The organism is Mucilaginibacter sp. 5C4 (assembly GCF_034345625.1).
GTDB classification, from domain to species: Bacteria; Bacteroidota; Bacteroidia; order Sphingobacteriales; family Sphingobacteriaceae; genus Mucilaginibacter; species Mucilaginibacter aurantiaciroseus.
The window spans coordinates 2,359,230-2,381,561 of record NZ_CP133775.1; the positions used below are offsets into that span (position 1 = coordinate 2,359,230).

General features: G+C 41.6%; 24 protein-coding genes and 2 tRNA genes. 16 read left to right on the forward strand and 10 right to left on the reverse strand.

All coding sequences use genetic code 11. The features are described from left to right. Positions 1 to 87: 87 nt before the first annotated feature. Entirely contained in the window at positions 88 to 507 is a 420-nt protein-coding gene (locus RHM67_RS11125; RefSeq protein WP_322226792.1) for a molybdenum cofactor biosynthesis protein MoaE, read from the reverse strand. 1 nt (position 508) lies between these two features. Continuing rightward, positions 509 to 751: a MoaD/ThiS family protein gene (locus RHM67_RS11130; protein WP_322226793.1), complete on the reverse strand. Its 243-nt coding sequence runs from the start codon at positions 749 to 751 to the stop codon at positions 509 to 511. Between the two features lie 98 nt (positions 752 to 849). Here RHM67_RS11130 and fdhD point away from each other — a divergent pair, with 98 nt between their 5' ends. The 3 genes from fdhD to RHM67_RS11145 are packed head-to-tail and all read left to right on the forward strand — an operon-like array spanning position 850 to position 4,386. Next, positions 850 to 1,725, forward strand: coding sequence for a formate dehydrogenase accessory sulfurtransferase FdhD (gene fdhD, locus RHM67_RS11135; RefSeq protein ID WP_322226795.1), 876 nt, complete (start codon positions 850 to 852; stop codon positions 1,723 to 1,725). Then, complete coding sequence (locus RHM67_RS11140; protein ID WP_252756800.1) at positions 1,703 to 2,056, forward strand: DUF7009 family protein; 354 nt, start codon at positions 1,703 to 1,705, stop codon at positions 2,054 to 2,056. The genes fdhD and RHM67_RS11140 overlap by 23 nt, the downstream gene beginning before the upstream one ends. Continuing rightward, on the forward strand, positions 2,053 to 4,386 hold the full coding sequence (locus RHM67_RS11145) for an FdhF/YdeP family oxidoreductase (protein WP_322226796.1): 2,334 nt from the start codon (positions 2,053 to 2,055) through the stop codon (positions 4,384 to 4,386). The genes RHM67_RS11140 and RHM67_RS11145 overlap by 4 nt, the downstream gene beginning before the upstream one ends. Positions 4,387 to 4,808: 422 nt before the next feature. Here RHM67_RS11145 and RHM67_RS11150 read toward each other — a convergent pair whose 3' ends face one another. Continuing rightward, positions 4,809 to 5,231, reverse strand: a complete 423-nt coding sequence (locus tag RHM67_RS11150) for a secondary thiamine-phosphate synthase enzyme YjbQ (protein ID WP_322226797.1) — start codon at positions 5,229 to 5,231, stop codon at positions 4,809 to 4,811. Positions 5,232 to 5,420: 189 nt separating this feature from the next. Here RHM67_RS11150 and RHM67_RS11155 point away from each other — a divergent pair, with 189 nt between their 5' ends. From RHM67_RS11155 to RHM67_RS11165, 3 genes are all read left to right on the forward strand, one after another. Then, a complete protein-coding gene (locus tag RHM67_RS11155) occupies positions 5,421 to 5,780 on the forward strand; it encodes a hypothetical protein (RefSeq protein ID WP_322226798.1) in 360 nt (119 codons plus the stop codon). Between the two features lie 349 nt (positions 5,781 to 6,129). Next, on the forward strand, positions 6,130 to 6,411 hold the full coding sequence (locus RHM67_RS11160; protein WP_322226799.1) for a DUF4342 domain-containing protein: 282 nt from the start codon (positions 6,130 to 6,132) through the stop codon (positions 6,409 to 6,411). Between the two features lie 111 nt (positions 6,412 to 6,522). Further along, positions 6,523 to 6,825, forward strand: coding sequence for a hypothetical protein (locus tag RHM67_RS11165; RefSeq protein ID WP_322226800.1), 303 nt, complete (start codon positions 6,523 to 6,525; stop codon positions 6,823 to 6,825). Between the two features lie 16 nt (positions 6,826 to 6,841). Here the strand turns inward: RHM67_RS11165 and RHM67_RS11170 are convergent, their stop codons facing one another. Both RHM67_RS11170 and RHM67_RS11175 read right to left on the reverse strand, forming a co-directional pair. Next, entirely contained in the window at positions 6,842 to 9,586 is a 2,745-nt protein-coding gene (locus tag RHM67_RS11170; protein WP_322226801.1) for a hypothetical protein, read from the reverse strand. Positions 9,587 to 9,672: 86 nt separating this feature from the next. After that, positions 9,673 to 10,587, reverse strand: coding sequence for a Nif3-like dinuclear metal center hexameric protein (locus tag RHM67_RS11175; protein WP_322226802.1), 915 nt, complete (start codon positions 10,585 to 10,587; stop codon positions 9,673 to 9,675). 102 nt (positions 10,588 to 10,689) lie between these two features. Here RHM67_RS11175 and RHM67_RS11180 point away from each other — a divergent pair, with 102 nt between their 5' ends. The 3 genes from RHM67_RS11180 (at position 10,690) to RHM67_RS11190 (ending at position 12,731) form a co-directional block, all read left to right on the forward strand. After that, positions 10,690 to 11,079 carry a cupin domain-containing protein gene (locus tag RHM67_RS11180; RefSeq protein WP_322226803.1) on the forward strand — a complete coding sequence of 130 codons (390 nt, stop codon included), beginning with the start codon at positions 10,690 to 10,692 and terminating at the stop codon, positions 11,077 to 11,079. Between the two features lie 251 nt (positions 11,080 to 11,330). Beyond that, the gene (locus RHM67_RS11185; protein WP_322226804.1) at positions 11,331 to 12,080 is read left to right on the forward strand and encodes a glucose 1-dehydrogenase; all 750 of its coding nucleotides are present in this window, start codon (positions 11,331 to 11,333) and stop codon (positions 12,078 to 12,080) included. Positions 12,081 to 12,149: 69 nt separating this feature from the next. Then, the gene (locus tag RHM67_RS11190) at positions 12,150 to 12,731 is read left to right on the forward strand and encodes a TetR/AcrR family transcriptional regulator (RefSeq protein WP_322226805.1); all 582 of its coding nucleotides are present in this window, start codon (positions 12,150 to 12,152) and stop codon (positions 12,729 to 12,731) included. Positions 12,732 to 12,749: 18 nt separating this feature from the next. Here the strand turns inward: RHM67_RS11190 and RHM67_RS11195 are convergent, their stop codons facing one another. Next, on the reverse strand, positions 12,750 to 13,931 hold the full coding sequence (locus RHM67_RS11195) for a nuclease-related domain-containing protein (RefSeq protein ID WP_322226806.1): 1,182 nt from the start codon (positions 13,929 to 13,931) through the stop codon (positions 12,750 to 12,752). Positions 13,932 to 14,176: 245 nt separating this feature from the next. On the opposite strand from RHM67_RS11195, the gene RHM67_RS11200 reads away from it, so the two are divergent. Further along, complete coding sequence (locus tag RHM67_RS11200) at positions 14,177 to 14,746, forward strand: dihydrofolate reductase family protein (protein WP_322226807.1); 570 nt, start codon at positions 14,177 to 14,179, stop codon at positions 14,744 to 14,746. 103 nt (positions 14,747 to 14,849) lie between these two features. Next, the gene (locus tag RHM67_RS11205) at positions 14,850 to 15,275 is read left to right on the forward strand and encodes a VOC family protein (protein WP_322226808.1); all 426 of its coding nucleotides are present in this window, start codon (positions 14,850 to 14,852) and stop codon (positions 15,273 to 15,275) included. A gap of 57 nt (positions 15,276 to 15,332) precedes the next feature. On the opposite strand, the gene RHM67_RS11210 is transcribed toward RHM67_RS11205, so the two are convergent. Beyond that, complete coding sequence (locus RHM67_RS11210) at positions 15,333 to 16,235, reverse strand: metallophosphoesterase (RefSeq protein WP_322226809.1); 903 nt, start codon at positions 16,233 to 16,235, stop codon at positions 15,333 to 15,335. Between the two features lie 130 nt (positions 16,236 to 16,365). Between RHM67_RS11210 and RHM67_RS11215 the strand changes: the two genes are divergently transcribed. The 3 genes from RHM67_RS11215 (at position 16,366) to RHM67_RS11225 (ending at position 17,156) form a co-directional block, all read left to right on the forward strand. Beyond that, a complete protein-coding gene (locus tag RHM67_RS11215) occupies positions 16,366 to 16,848 on the forward strand; it encodes a regulatory protein RecX (protein ID WP_322226810.1) in 483 nt (160 codons plus the stop codon). A gap of 100 nt (positions 16,849 to 16,948) precedes the next feature. Continuing rightward, a tRNA-Gly gene (locus RHM67_RS11220) sits at positions 16,949 to 17,021 on the forward strand. A gap of 50 nt (positions 17,022 to 17,071) precedes the next feature. Then, positions 17,072 to 17,156: transfer RNA gene (locus RHM67_RS11225), tRNA-Leu, on the forward strand. A 563-nt stretch (positions 17,157 to 17,719) separates the two neighbouring features. On the opposite strand, the gene katG is transcribed toward RHM67_RS11225, so the two are convergent. Further along, entirely contained in the window at positions 17,720 to 20,017 is a 2,298-nt protein-coding gene (gene katG / locus RHM67_RS11230; RefSeq protein WP_322226812.1) for a catalase/peroxidase HPI, read from the reverse strand. Between the two features lie 920 nt (positions 20,018 to 20,937). Here katG and RHM67_RS20630 point away from each other — a divergent pair. Both RHM67_RS20630 and RHM67_RS11235 read left to right on the forward strand, forming a co-directional pair. After that, on the forward strand, positions 20,938 to 21,156 hold the full coding sequence (locus RHM67_RS20630; RefSeq protein ID WP_323514086.1) for a hypothetical protein: 219 nt from the start codon (positions 20,938 to 20,940) through the stop codon (positions 21,154 to 21,156). Continuing rightward, on the forward strand, positions 21,111 to 21,320 hold the full coding sequence (locus tag RHM67_RS11235; protein WP_322226813.1) for a hypothetical protein: 210 nt from the start codon (positions 21,111 to 21,113) through the stop codon (positions 21,318 to 21,320). Before RHM67_RS20630 ends, RHM67_RS11235 begins: the two co-directional genes overlap by 46 nt. Here RHM67_RS11235 and RHM67_RS20635 read toward each other — a convergent pair. Continuing rightward, positions 21,230 to 21,445: a hypothetical protein gene (locus RHM67_RS20635; RefSeq protein WP_323514089.1), complete on the reverse strand. Its 216-nt coding sequence runs from the start codon at positions 21,443 to 21,445 to the stop codon at positions 21,230 to 21,232. The genes RHM67_RS11235 and RHM67_RS20635 overlap by 91 nt on opposite strands. A gap of 386 nt (positions 21,446 to 21,831) precedes the next feature. Then, a complete protein-coding gene (locus RHM67_RS11240) occupies positions 21,832 to 22,218 on the reverse strand; it encodes a hypothetical protein (protein ID WP_322226814.1) in 387 nt (128 codons plus the stop codon). Positions 22,219 to 22,332: the final 114 nt, after the last annotated feature.

Sequence of the window (22,332 nt, forward strand, 5' to 3'; positions counted from 1 at the left end):
CATCATGAAATCTTTTAATCAGGGAAATCATGGTTCGGGACAAACCCGCAGGCAATTAATCTCTCATCACCAATCTCCACACACTAACTACGGATGCGCCGCCACCCAAACTTCACCATCCTCAAAAAATTCTTTTTTCCAAATAGGTACCGTTTGTTTTAGGGTGTCTATAATATAGCGGCAGGCCTCAAAAGCGGCGTCGCGGTGCGCGGTGGATACTGCGATAATTACAGGTACTTCACCAACCTGTAGTGTGCCGGTACGGTGATGGATAAGCACTTTTTGTACGGGCCATCGCTCAAAAACCAGTTCAGATATCTTTTGCATTTCTTTGATAGCCATTGGTTTATAGGCTTCAAATTCAAGTTTTAATACCGTTCGGCCCTTGGTGGCATTACGCACCGTGCCAATAAAAACATCGATCCCGCCGGAGTCAGGCGACATCACCCAATCGATGCACTGTTGGATGTTTAACAGTTCGGAATGTATTTCTATCTGGGTTTGCATATTATCCTCCACTAACCGGTGGTATTATCGCCACCTCGTCGTGCACTGTTAAAATTCCGTCGTCTTCCGCATATTCATTATTCACTGCTACCATATAACTGGCCAGTTTTTTCAGTCGCGGATATTGCGTTTCTAACTGACTTTTCAGATCAGCTGTAGTAGCAGCTTCTGCCAACTTTACCTTTATCCACGCCCTCCCGAATATATCTTTGGCAATGCCGAATGCGAGTATGGTAATCTCCATTATGCAAATATGCAACAATCTTGTTCATAACATAAATTAACCCTCCTTGGTTGATATAAAATCAGAACAATTTTTACTGCCGAATTGTATATTTGATTATGGCCAACAACGCTGTTCAAAATATTCGGGTTACGCGGGTTACCGATGCCAGTACAGAAGACGTTTTGGATGCCATCGCGATAGAGGAACCTTTAGAGATCCGCCTGGAATATGGCGCGGCAGGAGAGCGTAAAGTGCAGAATATTTCGGTTACTATGCGTACACCGGGTAACGATGCTGAATTGGCTACCGGCTTTCTATTTACCGAGGGCATCATCAAAAACATCTCAGCCATACAAACTGCTGAACATTGTTTTATAGCCTGTGCCGAAAATAGAGAGAATGTGATACAGGTTTCGCTATCAGAAAGCATCACCCCAAATTTGCAAAATACCGAACGTAATTTCTATACCACATCAAGTTGCGGGGTTTGCGGTAAGGGTTCCATAAACGCTATACGTACCGTAAGTAATTATACTGATGTGCAATTAGATAGCAACTTTATCTCAACTGATATATTAACCGATTTGCCCGATAAACTACGACAGCATCAAAAGGTTTTTGCCGATACAGGCGGGTTGCACGCTTCGGCATTGTTTACACCTCAAGGAGAATTACTGTCCGTTCGCGAGGATGTGGGCAGGCACAATGCTTTAGATAAGTTGATCGGTGCGGCAATCAAACAATATAGCTTACCGTTAAATAATACCATACTATTATTAAGTGGCAGGGCCAGTTTCGAATTGGTACAAAAAGCAGCCATGGCCGGCATTAATATCATTGCCGCAGTTGGTGCGCCATCGAGTTTGGCAGTACAATTAGCACAGGAATTTAACATTACACTTGCCGGTTTTTTACGCGGGCAACGCTTTAATATTTATACCGCGCCACAGCGCATTCTAATATCAAGTTATGAAAATTCGGATCAAAAATAACGGATTAAGATATAGGCTAACCCGCAACGAGGTAGCGACATTTGCCAACGAGGGCATTTTTAAAGAAAAGGTGCAAATTGGCGATGGTGCGCTTATTTACATTCTGCAACGCACGGCTGAAGATCAACTTTCAGCATCATTTAAAAATAACATCATAACCATGCTGGTGCCCGAAAAGTTGGCCGATGAATGGACAAATACAGATCAGGTTGGGTTTGAACACAAAATGGATGATCTGCACCTGTTAGTAGAAAAAGATTTTACCTGCCTCGATGAGGTTGAAGAAGACCAGAGCGATAATTACCCTAACCCTTTAGCGGCAAAGCGATGAGTAAAGAAACCAAAGAACAACCAGCTGCAGAAAACCCCGAAACTCTGCATAAGCTAACGGTTAGTCAGCCTAAAAAATGGGCTGCAGGTATCCCTGCTGTGGTAGCATCTTTTGCGGATATTTTGGAAGAAACGGGTGCTATACGTGGCCCGCTTGCGTTATTTAAAATGAACCAAAAAGGTGGGTTCGATTGCTCCAGCTGTGCCTGGCCCGATCCGGATGATGACCGCTCGCCAATTGCAGAATATTGCGAGAATGGTGCCAAGGCATTGGCTGATGAGGCAACTACTAAGAAACTAACGCCGGATTTTTTCGCCCAAAACTCCGTTGCCGATCTGTCTAAGCTGGACGATATGACCATTGGTAAAAACGGCCGTATTGCGCAACCTATGTACCTGCCAAAAGGGGCAACGCATTATCAACCGATAAGCTGGTACGATGCTTTTCATAAGATTGGTGATAAATTGAATAGCCTGGCATCGCCAAACGAAGCCGCATTTTATACATCTGGTCGTACCAGTAACGAGGCATCTTTCGTTTACCAGCTTTTTGTGCGCGAATTTGGTACCAACAACATGCCCGACTGCTCAAACATGTGCCATGAATCTACCAGTGTGGCACTTGCCGAGGTTATAGGGATAGGTAAAGCTACGGTCACGTTAAACGATCTTTACGATTCGGAAGTGATTATCATTATGGGTCAAAATCCCGGTACAAATCATCCAAGGATGCTCACGGGATTGGAAAAAGCCAAGAAAAATGGCTCGAAGATCATCGCCATAAATCCTTTGCACGAGGCCGGGTTAATGGGTTTTAAAAATCCGCAGTCTTTAACCGGTATTATGGGGGTTACTACCCAACTGGCAGATGTGTACCTGCAGGTGCAAATAAATGGCGATATGGCCCTTTTAAAGGCCTTAGAGAAGCTTTTATACGATGCCGAGCAGCAAGAGCCCGGAAAAGTATTCGATCGCGAATTTATCGGTAAAAGCACCGTTGGCTACGATGAGTTCATTGAGGGTGTAAAAGATTTTGATGTAGAGGCCCTTTGCGCCACCGCGGGTGTACCCTTTGACCAGGTTAAAGAAGCTGCCGAATTGCTTAAACACAAAAGCAAGATCATTATTTGCTGGGCTATGGGTATTACACAGCAAAAAAATGGAGTGGACACGGTTAAAGAGATCGTTAACCTTACTTTGTTAAAAGGCAGTATTGGTAAAGCCGGTGCCGGTTTATGCCCCGTGCGTGGGCATAGTAATGTGCAGGGCAACCGCACCATGATGATATGGGATAAACCAAAAAAGGAACAGTTGGCTAAACTGAAAGAGATATATGGTTTTACCCCGCCGCAAGAGCATGGCTATGATGTGGTCGATTCTATAAAAGCTATGCAGGAGGGTAAACTTAAAGTATTCTTTGCGATGGGGGGCAATTTCCTTTCGGCTACGCCGGATACCACTTTTACTGCAGAGGCTATGCGCAAATTGGAATTAAGCGTGCATGTATCAACCAAGTTAAACCGCAGCCATTTAGTGCATGGCGAAGAAGCGATAATCCTGCCTACGCTGGCCCGCAGCGATAAGGATGTTATAAATGGAGAGGATCAATTCATTAGTTGCGAAAATTCGATGGGGGTGGTGCAAATGTCGAAAGGGATCTTGGATCCTGTTTCTAAGGAATTGCTCAACGAAATGCAGATAGTTTGTGAATTGGCAAAAGCAACCTTAAAAAACCGTACGGTTATAGATTGGGGCAGATTTGCCAACAGCTACGATGCTATCCGTGATGATATTGGTAAGGTGATACCGGGATTTGAAAATTATAACCAGCGGGTGCGCCTGCCGGGTGGGTTTTACCTGCCCAATGCCGCGCGCGAAGGTAAGTTTGAGACCGAAACCTTTAAAGATAAAGCGCCATTCACGGTAACGCAGTTGCCTGATCATGTTATGGCAGATGATGAGTATATGATGACCACCATTCGCAGCCACGATCAGTTTAATACTACCATATACGGTATGGAAGACCGATATCGCGGCATCCATAACGAGCGCCGGGTGATATTTATGAACCCGAAAGACATTGCCAAAGCTGGTTTTATGCAGGGCGATAAGGTGGATCTTTTCAACTATTACGATGATATTGAACGTGTTGCACGCCTGTTCATCATTGTGCCTTACAATATACCTGAGCGTAATACGGCAACCTATTACCCAGAAGGAAATGTTTTAGTGCCGATAAACAGCGTAGCCTTAAAAAGCAATTGCCCTACCAGTAAATTGGTGTTTATTAAGATCAGGAAACATGAGGGTATTTCAAATTTGTCATCCTGAGCGGTAGCGAAGGATCTATAACCGAGCTTTGCAATCGGAATTCATGGCGGCGAATAGATGCTTCAAACGTTCAGTATGAAAAAAAAGGCTATTTATTCGTAAACGATAAGCTGTTTTTGGCAATTGATGATCTCTACTAAATCCATTTCAAAGTTTGTTAGTGTGATACAAAGTTCACAAAAATGCGGCCATTCGTGAGGTGGTATTGCGGCGGATTTAGGTCGTTTTGCGACAATTATTTGACGGAGTCCAATCTTTTGAACGACTGAATTTTTCCCGTGTTTAAAATGTATTATAAATAATTATCTGGAAAGTGTGGTGGCATCATTTTGTCAGTACGGTAAAATTTAAAGCTTTGGTTATTAATTAATTACAAATATATGCGTGTGTTCGCAAACGTGAACGTGAACATTTTGTGTGTCTTAGTCGCCCCAGGCAGTGATCATCAATCGCCTTGTGCCGCCATGGTTGCGGTGTTCGCATAAATAGATGCCCTGCCAGGTGCCAAGAGCCAGTCGGCCATTTCGAATTGGGATCTGTACTGAGCAACCCAGCATTGCGGCCTTCAGGTGCGCGGGCATATCATCAGAGCCCTCATCGTCGTGGCGGTAATCGGGGTCGTTCTCGGGTACTGCTTTATTAAAATACATTTCAAAATCCTGCCTTACGGTTGGGTCGGCATTTTCGTTGATGCTAAGCGAGGCGGAGGTGTGCTGGATAAACACCTGGCAAATCCCAACTTTGATCTGCGATAACTCCGGTATGGCATTTAATACCTCATAAGTGATTATATGGAAACCACGGCGCTTTTGGGGAATGTCGAGCGTTTGTTGAAATATTTTCATAATGGCAATAATATAAGTAATAATACAAGTCGCGGGCCTACAAGTTCTCAAAAAGGGCTTTTTTAGTACTACATATGTAGTATTTTGCTATTAAAATGCAGTACACCAGTTTGGTGTGGAATATATTTCAATAATCAAAACCGATATGAAGCGTTTCCCCCTAACCATTATCCTGCTTGTTTTTGTACTATGGCTGCATCGGAACAAAGTATCCGCCAGTTGATCGACTCCGCCCGTTACAACAAACAAAAAGACTTTGCTAAGGTGATCTCTTTCTCTACAAAGGCATACAACAAAGCAAAAGCCGCAAAAGAAACCAAGCTGGAAGTCGAAAGCGCTTTTGTACATGGCATGGGCAATTATCTTTCTGGTAAATATGATGAATGCCTTCGCTGGTATTTTGAATCAAAACGGCTTTACACCACTGTAAAAGACACTGCGGGCCTTGCCGAACTGTATTCGGATATTACCATTTTTTACCTGCGGGTAAAGAGATTTAAAGATGCGGATGAGGTAAGTAAAAGGCAATTCAATATACGGAAATTATAGGGAATAAAAAAATGCTGCCCACGGCGGTAAATAACCGCGGATGAATGTTTTTGGATGACAATAAGCTGGACAGCGCCGTTGTGTATTTCAAAAACAGCTATAGGCTTTACCAAACATTAACGATAAGGTAGGGATGTCGTACAGCCTTGATTACCACAGTTGAAAAAGGTCTCGAAGCTGTTTACCTGCTCACCGAAACCGCTAAAGAATATTTTGAAGAAAAGGGTTAAGAGCATATTGCCCGTATGGATATCCCCGATGCAGTAAAAGAATCGCAGGAATTTACACACGTTTGCCCGGAGTCGGCCACGGCTATGCAAAAATCGTTAATGTAAATAGTTATAACTTATTGGTTAGTAGTGCATCTAACCAACATATAAAGAAAGAAATATTTAGCATCCACGGTAAAGAACTTGTAAACAAGATAAAGGAGCTTGTTGAAGAAGGCAATATCAACCGCATTACCATAAGCGATAAACATGGTAAAGAGTTAATGAGTTTCCCGTTAAATATTGGTTTGGTTGCCGTAGTATTGGCGCCGGTATTGGCAGCAGTTGGGGCCATGGCAATATTTGTTGGCGAATGCAGTTTAATTGTTGAACGTGACGTAGATGAAGAAGAAATTAAATAACATATTGTTAATGATTATTTAAACTGATATTTGCTTTATTCGCATAGAAATTTAAAATATCTGAAACAACTTCTAAAAGCGTTTGTCATTATAATATAATCTTAAAGCGATATGGTAATCTTAAAAGTAGGTACAGAAAACGGACCGGAACAACATGTTGAAATTGTAAGTGAAAGAGGTGTTTGGGGTAGCGGGGCATATAAAATATTTGCCGCTAAATTCCTGAGCAGGTTATCTTACAAAGATGCACCTAACGAGCCAACAGATAGCAACGATCCCAACTTCCTGGGCGAAATCAGCATAGACAAGGAACAAGAAAAATGGGAATACAAAGGCACCAAGCTAAAGATCCCCGAACTTAAAAAGATAGTTGATTTTATATTTGACTATAACGCGCCAGACGCAGTTTATTAATAGTTGCCCAAATAATTTAATTTACATCGCTTAGGTTTAAATAGATGTTTTGCACACGCAAAATTGCTCTATTTGGCCTGAGCGATGTAAATACCGAAATATCAAAAACAAAACGGGCGCCTGCACCCTGTTCTGCCTGGGTAGCCTCTTGCCAAGCTTTTATAGTGCTCTCAAACTGCCCGGCTACATCATTACCCTTATTGGTAGCAAATTCAAACTCCATATCATTCACTAAAAATACAGGCAGTGTTACTGTCATAAAATCATCCGGGGTTAATTTATATTCGTAAGAAGCATTTACCGATATATTGTATGCCGTATCCGATACATTGCCAAAAAGCTGTGTAAGTAACAACAATACGTATTCTTTTATGCTCGCATTTGCCGTGGTGGTACGCAGGTCTGCCAGGTTAAATTCAGTACCCCAGTCTAAGAATGGCTCTACAGGTAGCGCACTATTTTGAGGAATATTGTATATAAGCCTGCTGTCGGTTTCTAAATAACCGCCGTTACTGTTTGGTAACAGGTTTTTGTTACGGTTTAAAACTGTTGTTGTTGCTAATTGCTGAACCTCCAACACGTCAAATCCTGAAATAGTAAATTCACTAAGGTCATACTTGTCGGTAACCAACAAAGCCTCGCCGTTGGCATCGGAGAAGGTATAAGCAGTAACCGAACCTGTTTCATTAGTTGTTGTTGAATGCACCTTTGTAGTGTATCCTTGTAATGATACTAGTGGCAACGCGTATTTACCTATTTCATTTTTGGTTGCGCTTACCGTTATCAATAAGCGCGGATCAGTCACCAGGGTAACCAGGCCCTCTGCTAATTCAAAACTATAGGCCGCCTGGGTTGGGATTGTAGCGCGCGAAGTAAGGGTTTGAGGAAGAGACAACACCGGCTTTATGCTATTCACCAGTTCGCTAAACGTAACCAATGCCGATGTCACAACATGGTAAGTATCACTATTAATGTCGGTTTTAGCTGTAACTAACGGCAGGTATTCGTCCAGTTCGGCTTTTATAAGTGTGTAGCTGGTGATGAATTGCGCCAGGCTTTGTAATAAAGTATTTTCCCGTGGCCGCGTTAACCCGATGCTGATGTTCTTAACCGGGTTTAGGGCAACGCGGGTTTCTAAAACATCTTGTGCGTTAAGATGGCCATTATAATGGTATTGATAATTGAACAGTTTTACGTCTGTTAGTTTTACCGAATCGGGGCGCATCTTTTCTGTAAGCTGGCTGAGGATCTGCGATGGCCCGGGATAACTGCGCAACACCAACGGCACAGTTGCCGAAAGGGGCTTAACCGACGCCGGATCAATTAAAAAATGAAGCGTTATAACCGTGCTGTCATTTACCGTATACAGCACGTTTTCGAGTTTATAATTAACATTAACAGGCAAATAACGCTGTTGTGCAGGCGAAGTAGCGAAAACCGTGAAAGAAGTAAAACCCTCGGGGTCGCTTTTAATGCCGGTATTTGAAAATGAAGCGTCGGTTGACTTTACAGCCGGTTGTATCGATCCCAATAATTCAAAATCACCTGTACCATCCGCAGACGCTACATGGGTTTTAAATTGCATAGTGGCGGTGCCGGTGTATAAAGCGGCCAGGCTATTATTTAATTGCGACTTTAAATGATGGCGTGCGTTTGATAAATTGCCGTCTTGCCCGGGTATAACTTGTATCAGCAGATCTGATAATTTTTCAAGGATGGCATCTTTTGCAATAAGCAAATCATTTATAACTGCAAATTTCCCCTGTTCTATTTTATCGTAGGTGTTTGTAATTAGGTTTATAACCTCGCTTTTTTCGGGCGAAAGCACATCATCAATGGCGGTTAAAAAATGCTGCAGCCAATTATCAAGGTCGATGTTTTCGAAGGTTGTGGCGTGGCCCTGTTTATTCCAATTGATCCCGGCTTTGCTGATATATTCCCGAATTTTAACGTCGCCACTTAATAGGGTAGTGGAAAGTGGCATCGGAGCGAAAGCTACCGGGTTATCGATTATAATATCGTAATAAATCCCCTTAGCACCGGCAGTATCCGCCATGCGGATAACCCAAAGCTGTTGGGCATTATTGCTGTTGATGGCACTTAGCCCTGTAGCCAGCTTTAATTTACTATCAGCCGATGCGAAAATGGCTTCAAAATTTTCCGCGAAAGCGTTGTGTTCTCCCAATAATTTAGCAGGAAGGATAATTTTTGAATATTGCGCTGCATGCGTAACGTCATCAGGATTTTTGCGGGTAATATTCAGCGCGACATTTAACTCAAATATGTCTTTTACTTCCTGTTCGCCTGTGATAGGGAGCGATAGCACCATTGTTGAAGGACTATCGGGCAAGCCATCCTCGCCGGGAGTGATAACCACCTCCAGCCAGGAAATTATAACGCTTACAAAGTTTTTTAAAGCATTGGATTGCTGATCGGTAAACGATAAGTTTTCTGATAAGATACTGCATGATGCGGAGTGTGCCAGGAAATTTACAGCTTCATCTGGTTTGTCATCAGTAGTGTATTGCCAGTTTAGCTGGTAATAGATGTTTTTGAAAACGGTAAGATCATCAACAGCCTTTTCCCCGATTGCATCGTAACCGCTGCCATCAAACTTAAAATGCAATTGCAGGTTGGGATTACCGTCTATTATGGCGAAGTTATACCTTATGGATACCGACGGCCATTGATCGTAACCTAAAATATCAAATGTATAACCTGTTTCAAGGTTGTGGGTTGGTTTACCTGCAAATTGGCTCATCGGTGCGTGATCTGGTTTAAGCCGTTAAGGTATATATAATCCCTAAAAAAACCATCTATTTTGATTTAAAAGGGCTTTTTTACCCTTTATAGCCAGGTAAAAGGATCCCCCGATTTGATATGCGTTATTTTTACGCCGGCAAGCTTTGGCTGCAGCCATTCTACAAAATAATCCATGCCCGGGTCTTCGCTAAAATTATGGCCGAGTACAATTAGCGAGATTTTAGAACCGAATAATCGCGCGTCGCGAATGTACTCGGCGGTTTCCCATTCAGATAGTTCGCCTACAATGAGTACATCGGGTTTATCGCGTTCAGCAAAATCAACCTGCATTTTACCACCGGGCGCGCCGGGCAAATATGTGATGCGGCTGCAGGGCTGTTTCAAATCGCCAATAACCCGCAGGTGCGCAATGCCTAATGATGTTTTAACATGCTGAACCAAAGCCGACAGGCTTAATTGCGGAATGGTAAAAGTTGGACTCTCTGCATTAAAATATTGCAGCCAGTTAAATTTCTTCATGGAGCCGTACTCAACCGCATCTGGTTTTAGGCTGTGGATATAATCATGGAAGCGCCAAATGGTAATGTCATACTTTTTAAGTAGGGCCTGCTTTTGTTTTACGACGCTATTGTCCTTCACCCAGTTTGGGTCATCTAAATGGTTATAAAAGGTAGGCTCGTGGGCTATGATGAAATTCGCGCCAAGTTTTGCCGTTTGTTTGATTACGTCAACCGTAGCAAACATGGTGGTTACGATCCCCGTAACAATTGTATTGCCATCGCCAGATTTAAAGGTATCAACCGTATTGGGTATAGGCAAGAGGTTGCCTTCCTTCAATATCAGATCTATCACCTGCTGCACCGTATATTGCTTTTGTGCCGATAGTAAACTATGAGCGAAGGCAGGCTTTATAGATAATAAAGCTAAACCCCCGGCAGAGATTGCCGATGTGGTGATGAATTTTCTGCGAGTAATTGTTGTTTTGCTTGGCTTGTTCATATTAGGCTGATACTTTAACGCAATATATTAAATCTATGTTATTAGTTTATAATTATTAGGCTCCATATCAACAGCGGAACGCTTTTTTGCTATTAAAATATTATGGAAAATTCAGGTAATTTTTTAACAGCAACCGGCCCGCAAGATGGTGATAACCTTTCTGTGGCGGGCGGCATCTATCGCATACTGGTGAGCGGTAAGCAAACCAATGGCGAGTTCGCGGTGATAGAAATATCGGTGCCTGCGGGTGGCGGGCCGGGGCCGCATGCCCATGCCGGTTTCCAGGAATCGTTTTACGTGATAGAAGGAGAGGTGGAAGTGAAAACCGAGGAAACCACTTTTATTGCTACCAAAGGCGCGTTTGTGAACATCCCTTTAGGCGGCATGGTGCATTGCTTCGAAAATAAATCAGACAACCTGGCCAAACTCCTTTGCACTGTTGTACCCGCCGGGCTCGAAGAAATGTTCCTGGAAATAGGCAAACCCGTATAAGCCAGTGAATTTATCCCGCCACAACCTATGGACCAAGGGACCTTAAAGAAGTTTATCGCAATAGCCGAAAAGCATGGACAAAAGCTTTTCCCGCCCGATTACCTGGATAAAAAATAGACGAAGCGCTATCGCTACTCCCTTTATTTGTCATCCTAAAATGATCTTATTAAAAATAACGGAATGTTCGTTCCGTTATTTTATACATTTGCGGAACGAACATTCCAATTAGCAAAAATTAATCGCTCACAAAAATGAAAAAGTTAGAAAATAAAGTAGCAGTAGTAACCGGCGCCTCTAAAGGTATTGGCGCGGGCATAGCAAAAAGCCTTGCAGCAGCAGGCGCATCGGTAGTAGTAAACTATTCGTCGTCAAAAGCAGGCGCCGATAAAGTGGTTGACGAGATTGTAGCGGCAGGTGGTAAAGCCATCGCGGTGCAGGCAAGCGTAATCAGCACGGCTGACGTAACCCGTTTGTTTGAAGAAACCACCAAAGCATTTGGCCCTACAGATATACTGGTGAACAACGCCGGTGTATATGAATTTGGACCCATTGACCAGATCACTGAGGAACATTTTCACAAACAGTTTGATACCAACGTACTTGGTTTATTGTTAACCACAAAGGTCGCCGTAGCAAACTTTAATACAAATGGTGGCAGCATCATCAATATTGGGTCGGTAGTGAGTGCTATTACCCCGGTAGGAAGTGCTGTATACAGCGCTACAAAAGGTGCTGTTGACGCCATTACCCACGTGTTGGCAAAAGAGCTTGGCCCTAAAAACATCAGGGTGAACTCGATTAACCCGGGTATGGTAGAAACCGAAGGCATGCACACCGCGGGCTTTATCGGTAGCGATTTCCACCACGAAGCGGTTAAAACCACACCATTGGGCCGTATCGGTCAGCCGGAAGATATCGCTTTGATCGCGGTTTTCCTTGCGTCGGAAGATTCTCGCTGGTTAACCAACGAAACACTGCTTGCAGGTGGCGGTGTAAGATAATCCCCGCGTTTTAAATAAGTATTTTAAAATGAATAGCTTTGCTTATTATTAAGCAAAGCTATTTCTGTTATGGCAAGAACGAAAGATTTTGATGAGGATGCAGTGCTGAAGAAAGCGGTTGACCTTTTTTGGTTAAAGGGGTATAATGCTACGTCTATGCAGGATCTGGTGGACGGGTTGGGCATCAGCCGATCCAGTTTGTACGATACCTACGGCGACAAGCATTCGCTGTTTATTAAAGCGTTGGAGAGCTACCAGTGCACCAATACCGGCAAGTTTGTAACGATTATTGAAGGTGGCAAATCTGCAAAGGAAACCATAAAAGCCCTGCTGAAATTTATTTCCGATAACCTGCTGGACGATAAAAGCCAGAAAGGCTGCTTTATTGTAAATGCCGAGGTAGAGGTAGCCCTGCACGACAAGGAAGTGGGCGACATGATTCAAAAAAATGACCAGAATGTGGAAGACGCTTTTTTCCGTGTGATCCAAAAAGGGCAGGAGAGCGGCGAGATATCCAACAAACAAGACGCCCGTGCCTTAGCCCGTTTTATATTCAATACCGTAAAAGGCATCCAGGTAACCGCAAAATCGACCACCGAGCGAGCCGTTTTTGATGATATAATTAGCTTGGCGGTAGGTGTGTTGGGGTAGAGGGGGTGTAGTGATGACTTATTTTCCAATTGCTTTTAGTAAATAATTAGCTATTGTTTGTGTTTCTCCGCTTTTAAAACACGGACTTAAATAACTTATGTAGCTAAATAAATTGTTTACCGTCAATATTTTAACATCTTGAAACTCTTCAATTGGCTTATGATTTGTGAATACTATTAAGTTTTTTACGGGAATTTTTCTATCTCCCCAATGATGTTTGTTTAAGTTTAATTTATTCCTCGAAACTCCTCCATTCAACACTGTAGATAAAGCGAACCTTGCTCTTTTTATTTGATGAACAGGTGAATGCAGGCTTAAATTTGCTAATGAGCGTTTACTCCAATTTTTGGTTTCAATTAGAAAAACCCCGGAGGGAGATACCAAAATATGATCGATTTGTACCGATTTTATATAATCATTTTCGTATCTATAAAGGGGTTTATTAAATATAAGGTTGAAGTCATTTATTAGAATGTGATCGTCCGATAATCGCTTTAATTCTTTAACCACTTCATGCTCCCCTAAAGCACCGTAAATCGAATTATTTATTTGATCGACTATCTCTTTTCTTCTATCTATTTCTTGTAGATGTGTATAACCGCTTTGCAATACGGCTTCTTTAAAAAGTGTGACGATAAATTGATGACGCTTACTTTTAATGTTTTTGATCTTCACAAAATCCTTAATTGAATTTTGAACTTTAAATTTAAAAGTGAGTTTGCTAAATTGAATTTTGAACTTAAATTCGCTTTTTTTAAAATAGTTGACAACCGAACCTATATAATTGGAATGAGCTACCGGCAAATTATCTAATTGTTGTTTCAGTTTCTCCTGCTTCAACAATAACTGCTGTTCAACTTCATTTTTTGTGCTGTCAATTACACTGAGAATTTGGATTAATTCGTCGCTTAATGTATTTTGTTCTTGCTCTATCAAGATTTCATGATTAGCGACAATTTGTTGACGGTCAGCAGTGTAACTGTTCTGAAAATTAATCAATTCAGTAATCGACTTGTATTCATTCACATTGTGCATTTCCAAGTGTGATTTCACAGCCGTCAAACAACCTATTTGATTATAAACCTTACACATATCGTCTTTAACAATTAACGAAAAGCTAATGTAAAAGAATAATTGTTTATTTTTTGCCTTTGTTGATGTTGTTGCCAATAAACCGCCATGCCAATCTACCCTAATCACTTAGTAAACGCCAATTTTTAGACTTGTCTAAAAATTAAATATTTGAATATCAAATATTTATAAAAACATGAATGTGTGTTCACATCGTGAACGTGAACATTTTTTAGCCTATAGTCGGTTTTATCACCACACCATATCACTACCATCCAAAGTCGCAAATCACCCTTTTATTGTCATAAATACACCTCACGCGCTTCGCTTGTTCATTCTATCTTTGAATTATCAAAACAAACTAAAAATACAACATGAGAAAGATCAGGATTTTTGAACATATCTCGCTGGATGGCGTGATCGAACATGACGGGGATTACACCTACGGCGCATGGACTACACCATACCGCAGCCCTGCCGGTGCGGCAATGCTTTTTGATACATACGGACCGGATTTCGACCTGTTGCTTGGCCGCCAAACTTATGATATATTCAGCAAATTTTGGCCTAATGCCGGAGATTTCCCGATGGCAAATGCTATAAACGCAGCAACCAAACACATCGTTACCCACAGGCCCGACAGCTTGGAATGGGGGCCGGTACAGAGCGTGGGTGAAGATATCGTAGCGGGTATCCGTGATCTCAAATCAGCCGATGGCCCCGACCTGATCGTGGTGGGAAGTTCTACGCTTACATCCGTGTTACTCGCCGAAGAACTGGCCAATGAAGTTATACTCATTACGTACCCGGTTTTGCTTGGCAAAGGAAAACGCTTATTTGGAGAAGACTTCGATGCGCGCAAACTTGAATTTGTGAGTTCGCAAAGCACCCCTACAGGTTTGTTGCTTAATACTTACAAGCACCTTGGCGCGCTTAAAGAGTAGTGATTGTATCAGGAAATTAGCAGCTTTTGTTTTTCTTAGTATATTTAAATCAATACTATATACAGGAGCTACTTTTAATTTAATCAATAAAAAAAATAAAATTATGCCACTCATTAATCCCCACGTTAACTTCAACGGCAACGCCGAAGAAGCATTTACTTTTTACAAATCGGTATTTGGCGGGGAGTTCGCGAAAGTTATCCGTTTCAAAGACCTTGCAAACGACGACTTCCAGATACCAAAACACGAAGAAAACAAGATCATGCATATTGCCTTGCCCATAGGCACCGGTAGCGTATTGATGGCAAACGATGTCCCCGAAGCTATGGGCCGGACAAACGAAAGCGAGAACCGAAGCAAAATTGTGATCTCTGCGGAAAGTAAAGAAGAGGCGGACAAGTTATTCAACGGCCTTTCGGTAGGCGGAGACGTAGAAGGCCCAATCGGCGATAGCCCATGGGGAACCTATTTTGGTTGCTTTAGGGACAAATACGGCATTGAATGGATGGTGGAGTTTGATCCGAGATAAAATTCAATAGATCGATATAAAAAAGGCCGGATGTTACTACATCGGGCCTTTATGCTTTTAATAGTTTATGTAACGCTCCTCAAAACTACCGTCGGAATATAAGTCGATAAGGCCATAGCCGGGGGCGGTTTCCCGTCGGTTACCTTCCCACCACGCGCCGGATACCGCGCCATCACATATATAGGTAACATTATTGTAAACCAGTTTTTCGCGCAGGTGTATATGGCCACTCAGGCAAAGTTTAACATTGGGATACTGGTAAAACAGCTTAATTATCTTCGAGGTGTCGGTATGCATATCGCCGCCGTACATTATCCATCTGTTTACGATATCATCTTGTATCAAATTGGTAGCCGTGAGTATCGGGATGTGCGACAAGATTAAAACAGGGGTAGTACTGCCTGTGCTTTTCAACTCCTGCTCCAGCCAGTTAAACTGCTCGTCGCCAAGTTTGCCGATGTACCAGGTGTCATCTATATCAAGATGAACGCTGTCCAGAACGATGATCTTCCAGCCGTTCTTTTGCATGCTGTAGTATGGCCTGGTCAACTGTAACTGATCCATTGAATACTTTTTGCCGTAAAGCGCCTGCCCTTTGTCGTTCTCGTTCCACCAGATGTCGTGGTTGCCAAGGCAGTAGTTAACCGGGATGCTACATTCGCTTGCCATAATGCCCTTCATAAGTTTCCATTGCTCATCAATGGTAGCCACGTTCTCTTTATTCATATCAAAAACCACGTCACCACCGTTAAGAATCAAGTCTACTTTTGGCGATTGCTTCTGTACATGGTGCAAGCACTTTTCGAACCTTTTAGGCGCGTCAAATTTGTTTTTTAAGTGGATATCCGTTAAATGCGCTATCCGCAAAACAGATCGACTATCCGCCGCAACCGCCGGGAGTGCCAATGCAGGGGCTAACAACAACCCTCCAATATTTTTTAATGCAGCTCTTCTTTCCATAATGTTTCAATTGTAAATACAATGCGTAAACTTAATCTTGGGGTTTTAAGTTAATGTTAACTGGATGTGAGGAAAGGGCTTTTGATTTCGCATTTAGATTTTAGTATAATTTTATCCATTTTTGAATGGAATGGACGCCCCTAAAAAAATAAGAATTACCGATGTAAATGTTGCTATGACTAAGGCCGGGAATTATTGCGCTTACCAAGAGCGGTCGCAGCAGGAGGTACGCAATAAACTTTACGAATGGGGCCTGTGGACGGATGCAGTGGAGAATATCATAACCCGGTTGATTGAGGAAAATTATTTAAACGAAGAGCGTTTTGCCAAAGCCTACACAAAAGGCAAGTTTAACCAGAAGGGGTGGGGTAAAATAAAGATCAAACAGGGGCTTAAATTAAAAAATGTATCGCCGGCGCTGATAAAAAAGGCTCTTTTGCATATAGATGCCAGCGATTACATGGGCACCCTTATCCGTTTAGTTGAGAAAAAAGCGGCTACCTTGCCCGAGAAAGACCCTTACAAACGTAGGTATAAACTGCAGCAGTACGCTTTAAGCCGAGGTTTTGAAACGGAGCTGACCGCTGAGGTTTTGAAAAACAGCGAGTTATAAAAAAAGTTTAAAAAAGTTTAATTTTTACTTGCAGAACGTTCATTTCTGTCTATATTTGCACTCCCGCAAACGCAGTAATGCTAAATAGGAAAATACCAATGCGAAAGTAGCTCAGTTGGTAGAGCACGACCTTGCCAAGGTCGGGGTCGCGAGTTCGAATCTCGTCTTTCGCTCAAATCCCTTTCTAAAAAGAAGGGATTTATTGTTACAAGGTTAATCACCTGCTCAGATGGTGGAACTGGTAGACACGCAGGACTTAAAATCCTGTTCCCGTTAAAGGAGTGCGGGTTCGATTCCCGCTCTGAGTACGAAAACCTCGCAAGTACCGACGTACTTACGAGGTTTTTTAATAATATTTATATACGATATTATTAAAAAAAACCTGAAAATTGGGGATCAATAAGTGCAATTATTGGTTCTTTCAATTTGATTAGTGCCTTTTAGTAGCCGCATCATAGGTACAGCAGAAGTTCCCACCGCCTATTTTGCATAGATCATCGCCATTGAAACCAACTTTTAACATGGCATTCACTAATGTATAATTAATCCAAATTGCTGTTTCTGCCAATTATTATTCGTGACTTCTATAAACGAAATTAGTATCATTTACAATTGTATTTGCGTTAGCAAAGCCAAAAATTTGACATGCCACCTATGAGTGAGTGTCAACGGATGATGATTTGCAACTACTGTTTTCAGCCATATAAATGCAGGAAATACGGTTGTCATACAAGCGGCAGGAGCGTAGGGATTACAGTTGAGCCTTAAAGATAAATATAGATAGCCCTTCGGGGTCTTAAATGAAAAAAAATGCCCGATATTATCTGCAATGGATATCGGGCATTTCTGTTCCTTTCCTTTTAAAGAAATCCTATTCGTCTTTCACGTCGTAACGGTCTAGCATCATTACCTTATCCCAAGCCGCGACAAAATCTCTTACAAAGCGATTTTGCCCGTCATCAGCGCCGTAAACCTCAACGATATTGCGCAATTGTGCGTTGCTGCCAAAAATTAGATCGCAGCGGGTAGCAGTGTATTTGGTCATGCCGCTTTTGCGCTCTTTAATGTTGAACAGCATTTCGTTTGAGTCTTGAGGAACCCACTCATAATCCATATTTGTCAGCAGCCGGAAAAAGTCGTTAGACAGTTGGCCAGGGCGATCAGTAAACACGCCGTGTTTAGAGTAATCGTAATTTTGATCCAATACACGAAGTCCACCTACTAAAACCGCCCACTCTGGTGCATTTAAGTTTAAGAGCTGCGCCCGATCCAGAAATATTCTTTCAGATGGCACCCGATAACCTATCTTATCATTGTGGTAGTTTTTGAATCCGTCAGAAACAGGCTTTAAATAATCAAAACTTTCTACATCAGTTAGTTCTTGAGTAGTGTCCATCCGTCCCGGAGTAAAAGGCACTGTAATTTGCATGCCAGCATCTTTAGCTGCCTTTTCGATAGCAGCACAACCACCTAAAACCACTAAATCGGCCAAAGAAACTTGTTTATTACCCGATTGATTAGAATTGAAATCGCTTTGAATTGTTTTGAGAGTATCAAGAACCTTATTAAGCTCAGCAGGTCGGTTCATTACCCAATTGTTCTGTGGTTCCAGGGCTATACGCGCTCCGTTGGCACCACCTCTTTTGTCAGAATGGCGGTACACAGCCGCTGAGGACCAAGCTGCAGAAACTAGAGCTGAAACACTTAATTCACTGCCGAGGATCTGATTTTTCAAATGGGCTGTATCAATATCGTTAATCAATTCATGATTACAAGCCGGAACTGGATCTTGCCACAATAAATCTTCTTTGGGTACTTCAGGACCCAAATAGCGATCTTTTGGCCCCATATCTCGATGTGTTAATTTGTACCAAGCTTTTGAAAAGGCTTCTGTGAAATAATCAAAATCGTTTAAGAATTTCTCACATACTTTGCGATATTCAGGATCTACCTTTAATGCAATATCAGAAGTCATCATCATCAAATCGTCCATTTTTCCATCTAAATGTGCATCTGGAGTTTTTGGAGCACTTGGGTCAATAGGAGTCCATTGGATGGCTCCAGCAGGACTTTCTTTCTTTTTCCACTCAAATTTGAATAGGTTAATCAAGTAGTCATTGTCCCATTGTGTAGGATCGGGCGTCCATGAACCTTCAATCCCGTTGGTCATCGTGTACTGACCAGATCCCGTACCATCAGGGTTATGCCAGCCCATACCCATGGCCTGAATGGGTGCTGCTTCTGGTGCTGGACCTATCTTATCGGCAGTTACCATACCATGACTCTTCCCAAATGCATGTCCACCCGCAATTAATGCTACCGTTTCTTCGTCATTCATCGCCATGCGCTTAAATGATTCTCGAATTGCTCTGGCAGAATCCAAAGGTACCCCATTACCACCAGGCCCTTCAGGATTTACATAAATTAATGCCTGATGGGTAGCGCCGAGAGGATTTTCAAGATCCCGATTCTCGTCCGAAGGTTCGCCTACCCAACGGAGAGTTTGGGTCACCATTTCACCGGGATGACCGTTGTGAAATTCACCAGCTTTTGATTCATTAAAGGGCTTTCCGTTCCAGAATTCCGGCCCCCAGTATGTACTGCGGTCTGGTTCCCAAGCATCACGCCGGCCACCGCCGAAACCAAATGTGGGGAAATTCATGATTTCTAAACCGCAATTACTTGACAAAATAATAAGGTCTGCCCATGAGAGTGCTGCACCGTATTTTTTCTTTATGGGCCATAGCAGGCGACGTGATTTGTCTGTATTCCCATTGTCCCACCAGGAATTGATAGGGGCAAAACGCTGCATACCTTGTGCTGCACCGCCTCGACCGTCGGCAATACGATAAGTACCCGCCGAGTGCCACGCCATACGAATCATCTGCGGTCCATAATTAGCATAGTCTGCAGGCCACCAATCTTTAGAATCAATTAGTAATGCCTTAATATCCTCCTTAAGTTGCTGGAAATCGATTTTATTAAAAGCTTCTTTATAGCTTTCGTCACTTGTTGGATTAGCTGCAGGCTGATCCTGGTGCAACAGCTCGACTTGTAAACGGTTGGGCCACCAATCGTCAATCTGGGGAGCAGTTCCAATTGCTCCTCCTATTCGGGTACCTCTAAATGGGCATTTCTCTATATTTTCAGTATTATCAATTTTATTCATGTTAAATTATTGAATTAAAAAATGTTTTGAAAATGAAATAATTATTATTTATATATATGTTTTTCAAGGAACCATTCGTCACATTGATAAATGCGAATAATGCTATAACGCTTGCAAGTGACTGAGCGAAGAGAAAAGTCTTGATATTGCTCCAAAAGATCATATCAAAACTACTTATTATCTACGGCTGGGTAACTACAGTGTTATAATTGCCGCCGAATATACCACCTGCAAAAACAATTATCATAAGAATACCCCAATGGCAAAAACCGCCATTTTATCGGCATTATTGTAAACGATCAGGGCAATTATCAGCGCAATAAAAAATGTTCTAATGAACTCAACAAAATACTTTTCATCATTTTAAGTTTTAGAGTAAGAAGATTTTTCTATTATCAAACAATTTGCTTTTACCTTAATTTTATATTTGAATTACGATTTGAGACCAGCGCTTATTTGATTATAAAATTTTATGGTATAAAAGGTGCAGGATTTAAGTATAAAAATAGTTTTAACAACAGTTCAAGAGCTTAAATCTTCATTAAGTAGTATTATAACATTTACAAATTCATATAGTTTTGCGAACTTTTAAATCATATATATACTCTATCAAATTTAGTATTACTCACTAACGCTACGCTGAACATTCTATAAAAACAGCAAACAGGCAAGCTGCATTATTGATACCTTTTTGAGTTGGATATTGTTTTGTTTTTCAATAAGAAATTACTTAATTATTTTAATTCGTTCAATTTTTGAAGAGCTGTAGGTTCAAAAAAAATAAAAGGAGACCTATCAAATACCACCATGCACCAGAAAGTGTTAACTACCTACATCCGATCATGGAAGACCAATTGAAAGAAACTTATGGGTAATGGTATCAGGAGGATGTGATTAAAATATGTATTCACTTCGCAGGTATGGATGGTACAGATGCAGATATTCTCAGACGGGGAATGAGTGGGAAATATCGTTCAAAAAAGAGTTTGATCGTTTGCGGCAACGAATACATCTCATGTCTTTCTTTATCGGAATACTATGAACATTGGAAAAATATAGGTTATGATTGGGTAAAACCTGCGGATCAAGAAGCATGGGTATTTCTAAACCAAAAGGCAATCAAGAACTGCCTGTATTAGAAGCAATTCCAAATAAAGTGTTTGAATTTGTTTTTTCATTAGTTATTAAGGAGTTAACTCCAAAACCCTTTTTTTATACAAGTTTTCCGTCTTTGATAATACCGATTGCCAATCCAGGAACTTTAAATAATCGAAGGTCTTTTGTCGCCAGGCTGTCTATTTGACGTTCGTTTAAAGCTTGTCCGAAACATAGGTTCAAATTCATTCCTGCTAATAGTATTATCAGTGCTAAACTATGTAATCCAAGTATTTTTATTAATTGTTGATGGCCGTTTAAAATTGAATACATCCTAAATGTGATTGTATGTCAGTAAATTATAAAATTAGCGAAAAGAGTGTTGCTTTTATTTTTTTAATTCATGATCACATGTTTTATAATAAAATGCTTAATAAGCTTTTGAACAACTTAATGGATGAATATATACTTTGAAAGCGCTATGGTCATAAAGGATGATGAATTTAATCAAAAGGAATCACTGTCCTTAATAACGTCCGAATATTTTCCCCGTTATTTATCTTGTTTTATGTGACTAATTCATTCAAAACCTGCACATCTTCTACGAAATGTTTGGATACTTATGTCGTTAGGAGTACGAAAGCCTGATGCAAATGGACTGCCCCCAAAAAGTTAGACACTTATTGGGGGCAGTCCAGTCCGCATCAGGCTCTTTTGTTTTATTGAAATGGCGTAAATTCAGCCCAGCATTGCAGCCTTAAATTACCGCCACAGCTTCTGCCACCGCCACCCCAACTACCTCCATGGCTTCTGCAATGTGCAGTGCCACCACCATGGCCGGAATTGATATAGCGTAAATGGCGGTTTTGGTAGATCTTTTCTTCCAAAAAGCTTTTGAATATCGCTGCCGCATTAGCGTCAGCCGTGCTTTGATCACAACAGCCTCTAACGCCGCTCCAACTACCAGAACGTGCTTCCTCAATTCTAATAATATCACATGTTCTATACTCGGCTATCTTTGGGTCCAGCCTTATCAATTCCAATAATTCGTCTGCACTGTCGTTAGCTTTAATAACGGTTTCGTGCTTTTCCAGATTTTCTTCCATAATTTTATGCTTAGTTTGTTTAGGATCAAAATTACAGCTTCATAATAATTGTCGTCACCGTGTATTCACCCGGTTCAGTACGTATTTTCACTATATTCTAAGCTGTATTTTCTT

Bases quoted from the DNA above. Each gene is read 5' to 3' on its own strand.
- RHM67_RS11125 (WP_322226792.1), bottom strand. From the start codon at position 507: ATGCAAACCCAGATAGAAATACATTCCGAACTGTTAAACATCCAACAG.
- RHM67_RS11130 (WP_322226793.1), bottom strand. From the start codon at position 751: ATGGAGATTACCATACTCGCATTCGGCATTGCCAAAGATATATTCGGG.
- fdhD (WP_322226795.1), top strand. From the start codon at position 850: ATGGCCAACAACGCTGTTCAAAATATTCGGGTTACGCGGGTTACCGAT.
- RHM67_RS11140 (WP_252756800.1), top strand. From the start codon at position 1,703: ATGAAAATTCGGATCAAAAATAACGGATTAAGATATAGGCTAACCCGC.
- RHM67_RS11145 (WP_322226796.1), top strand. From the start codon at position 2,053: ATGAGTAAAGAAACCAAAGAACAACCAGCTGCAGAAAACCCCGAAACT.
- RHM67_RS11150 (WP_322226797.1), bottom strand. From the start codon at position 5,231: ATGAAAATATTTCAACAAACGCTCGACATTCCCCAAAAGCGCCGTGGT.
- RHM67_RS11155 (WP_322226798.1), top strand. From the start codon at position 5,421: ATGGCTGCATCGGAACAAAGTATCCGCCAGTTGATCGACTCCGCCCGT.
- RHM67_RS11165 (WP_322226800.1), top strand. From the start codon at position 6,523: ATGGTAATCTTAAAAGTAGGTACAGAAAACGGACCGGAACAACATGTT.
- RHM67_RS11170 (WP_322226801.1), bottom strand. From the start codon at position 9,586: ATGAGCCAATTTGCAGGTAAACCAACCCACAACCTTGAAACAGGTTAT.
- RHM67_RS11175 (WP_322226802.1), bottom strand. From the start codon at position 10,587: ATGAACAAGCCAAGCAAAACAACAATTACTCGCAGAAAATTCATCACC.
- RHM67_RS11180 (WP_322226803.1), top strand. From the start codon at position 10,690: ATGGAAAATTCAGGTAATTTTTTAACAGCAACCGGCCCGCAAGATGGT.
- RHM67_RS11185 (WP_322226804.1), top strand. From the start codon at position 11,331: ATGAAAAAGTTAGAAAATAAAGTAGCAGTAGTAACCGGCGCCTCTAAA.
- RHM67_RS11190 (WP_322226805.1), top strand. From the start codon at position 12,150: ATGGCAAGAACGAAAGATTTTGATGAGGATGCAGTGCTGAAGAAAGCG.
- RHM67_RS11200 (WP_322226807.1), top strand. From the start codon at position 14,177: ATGAGAAAGATCAGGATTTTTGAACATATCTCGCTGGATGGCGTGATC.
- RHM67_RS11205 (WP_322226808.1), top strand. From the start codon at position 14,850: ATGCCACTCATTAATCCCCACGTTAACTTCAACGGCAACGCCGAAGAA.
- RHM67_RS11210 (WP_322226809.1), bottom strand. From the start codon at position 16,235: ATGGAAAGAAGAGCTGCATTAAAAAATATTGGAGGGTTGTTGTTAGCC.
- RHM67_RS11215 (WP_322226810.1), top strand. From the start codon at position 16,366: ATGGACGCCCCTAAAAAAATAAGAATTACCGATGTAAATGTTGCTATG.
- katG (WP_322226812.1), bottom strand. From the start codon at position 20,017: ATGAATAAAATTGATAATACTGAAAATATAGAGAAATGCCCATTTAGA.
- RHM67_RS20630 (WP_323514086.1), top strand. From the start codon at position 20,938: ATGGATGGTACAGATGCAGATATTCTCAGACGGGGAATGAGTGGGAAA.
- RHM67_RS11235 (WP_322226813.1), top strand. From the start codon at position 21,111: ATGGGTATTTCTAAACCAAAAGGCAATCAAGAACTGCCTGTATTAGAA.
- RHM67_RS20635 (WP_323514089.1), bottom strand. From the start codon at position 21,445: ATGTATTCAATTTTAAACGGCCATCAACAATTAATAAAAATACTTGGA.
- RHM67_RS11240 (WP_322226814.1), bottom strand. From the start codon at position 22,218: ATGGAAGAAAATCTGGAAAAGCACGAAACCGTTATTAAAGCTAACGAC.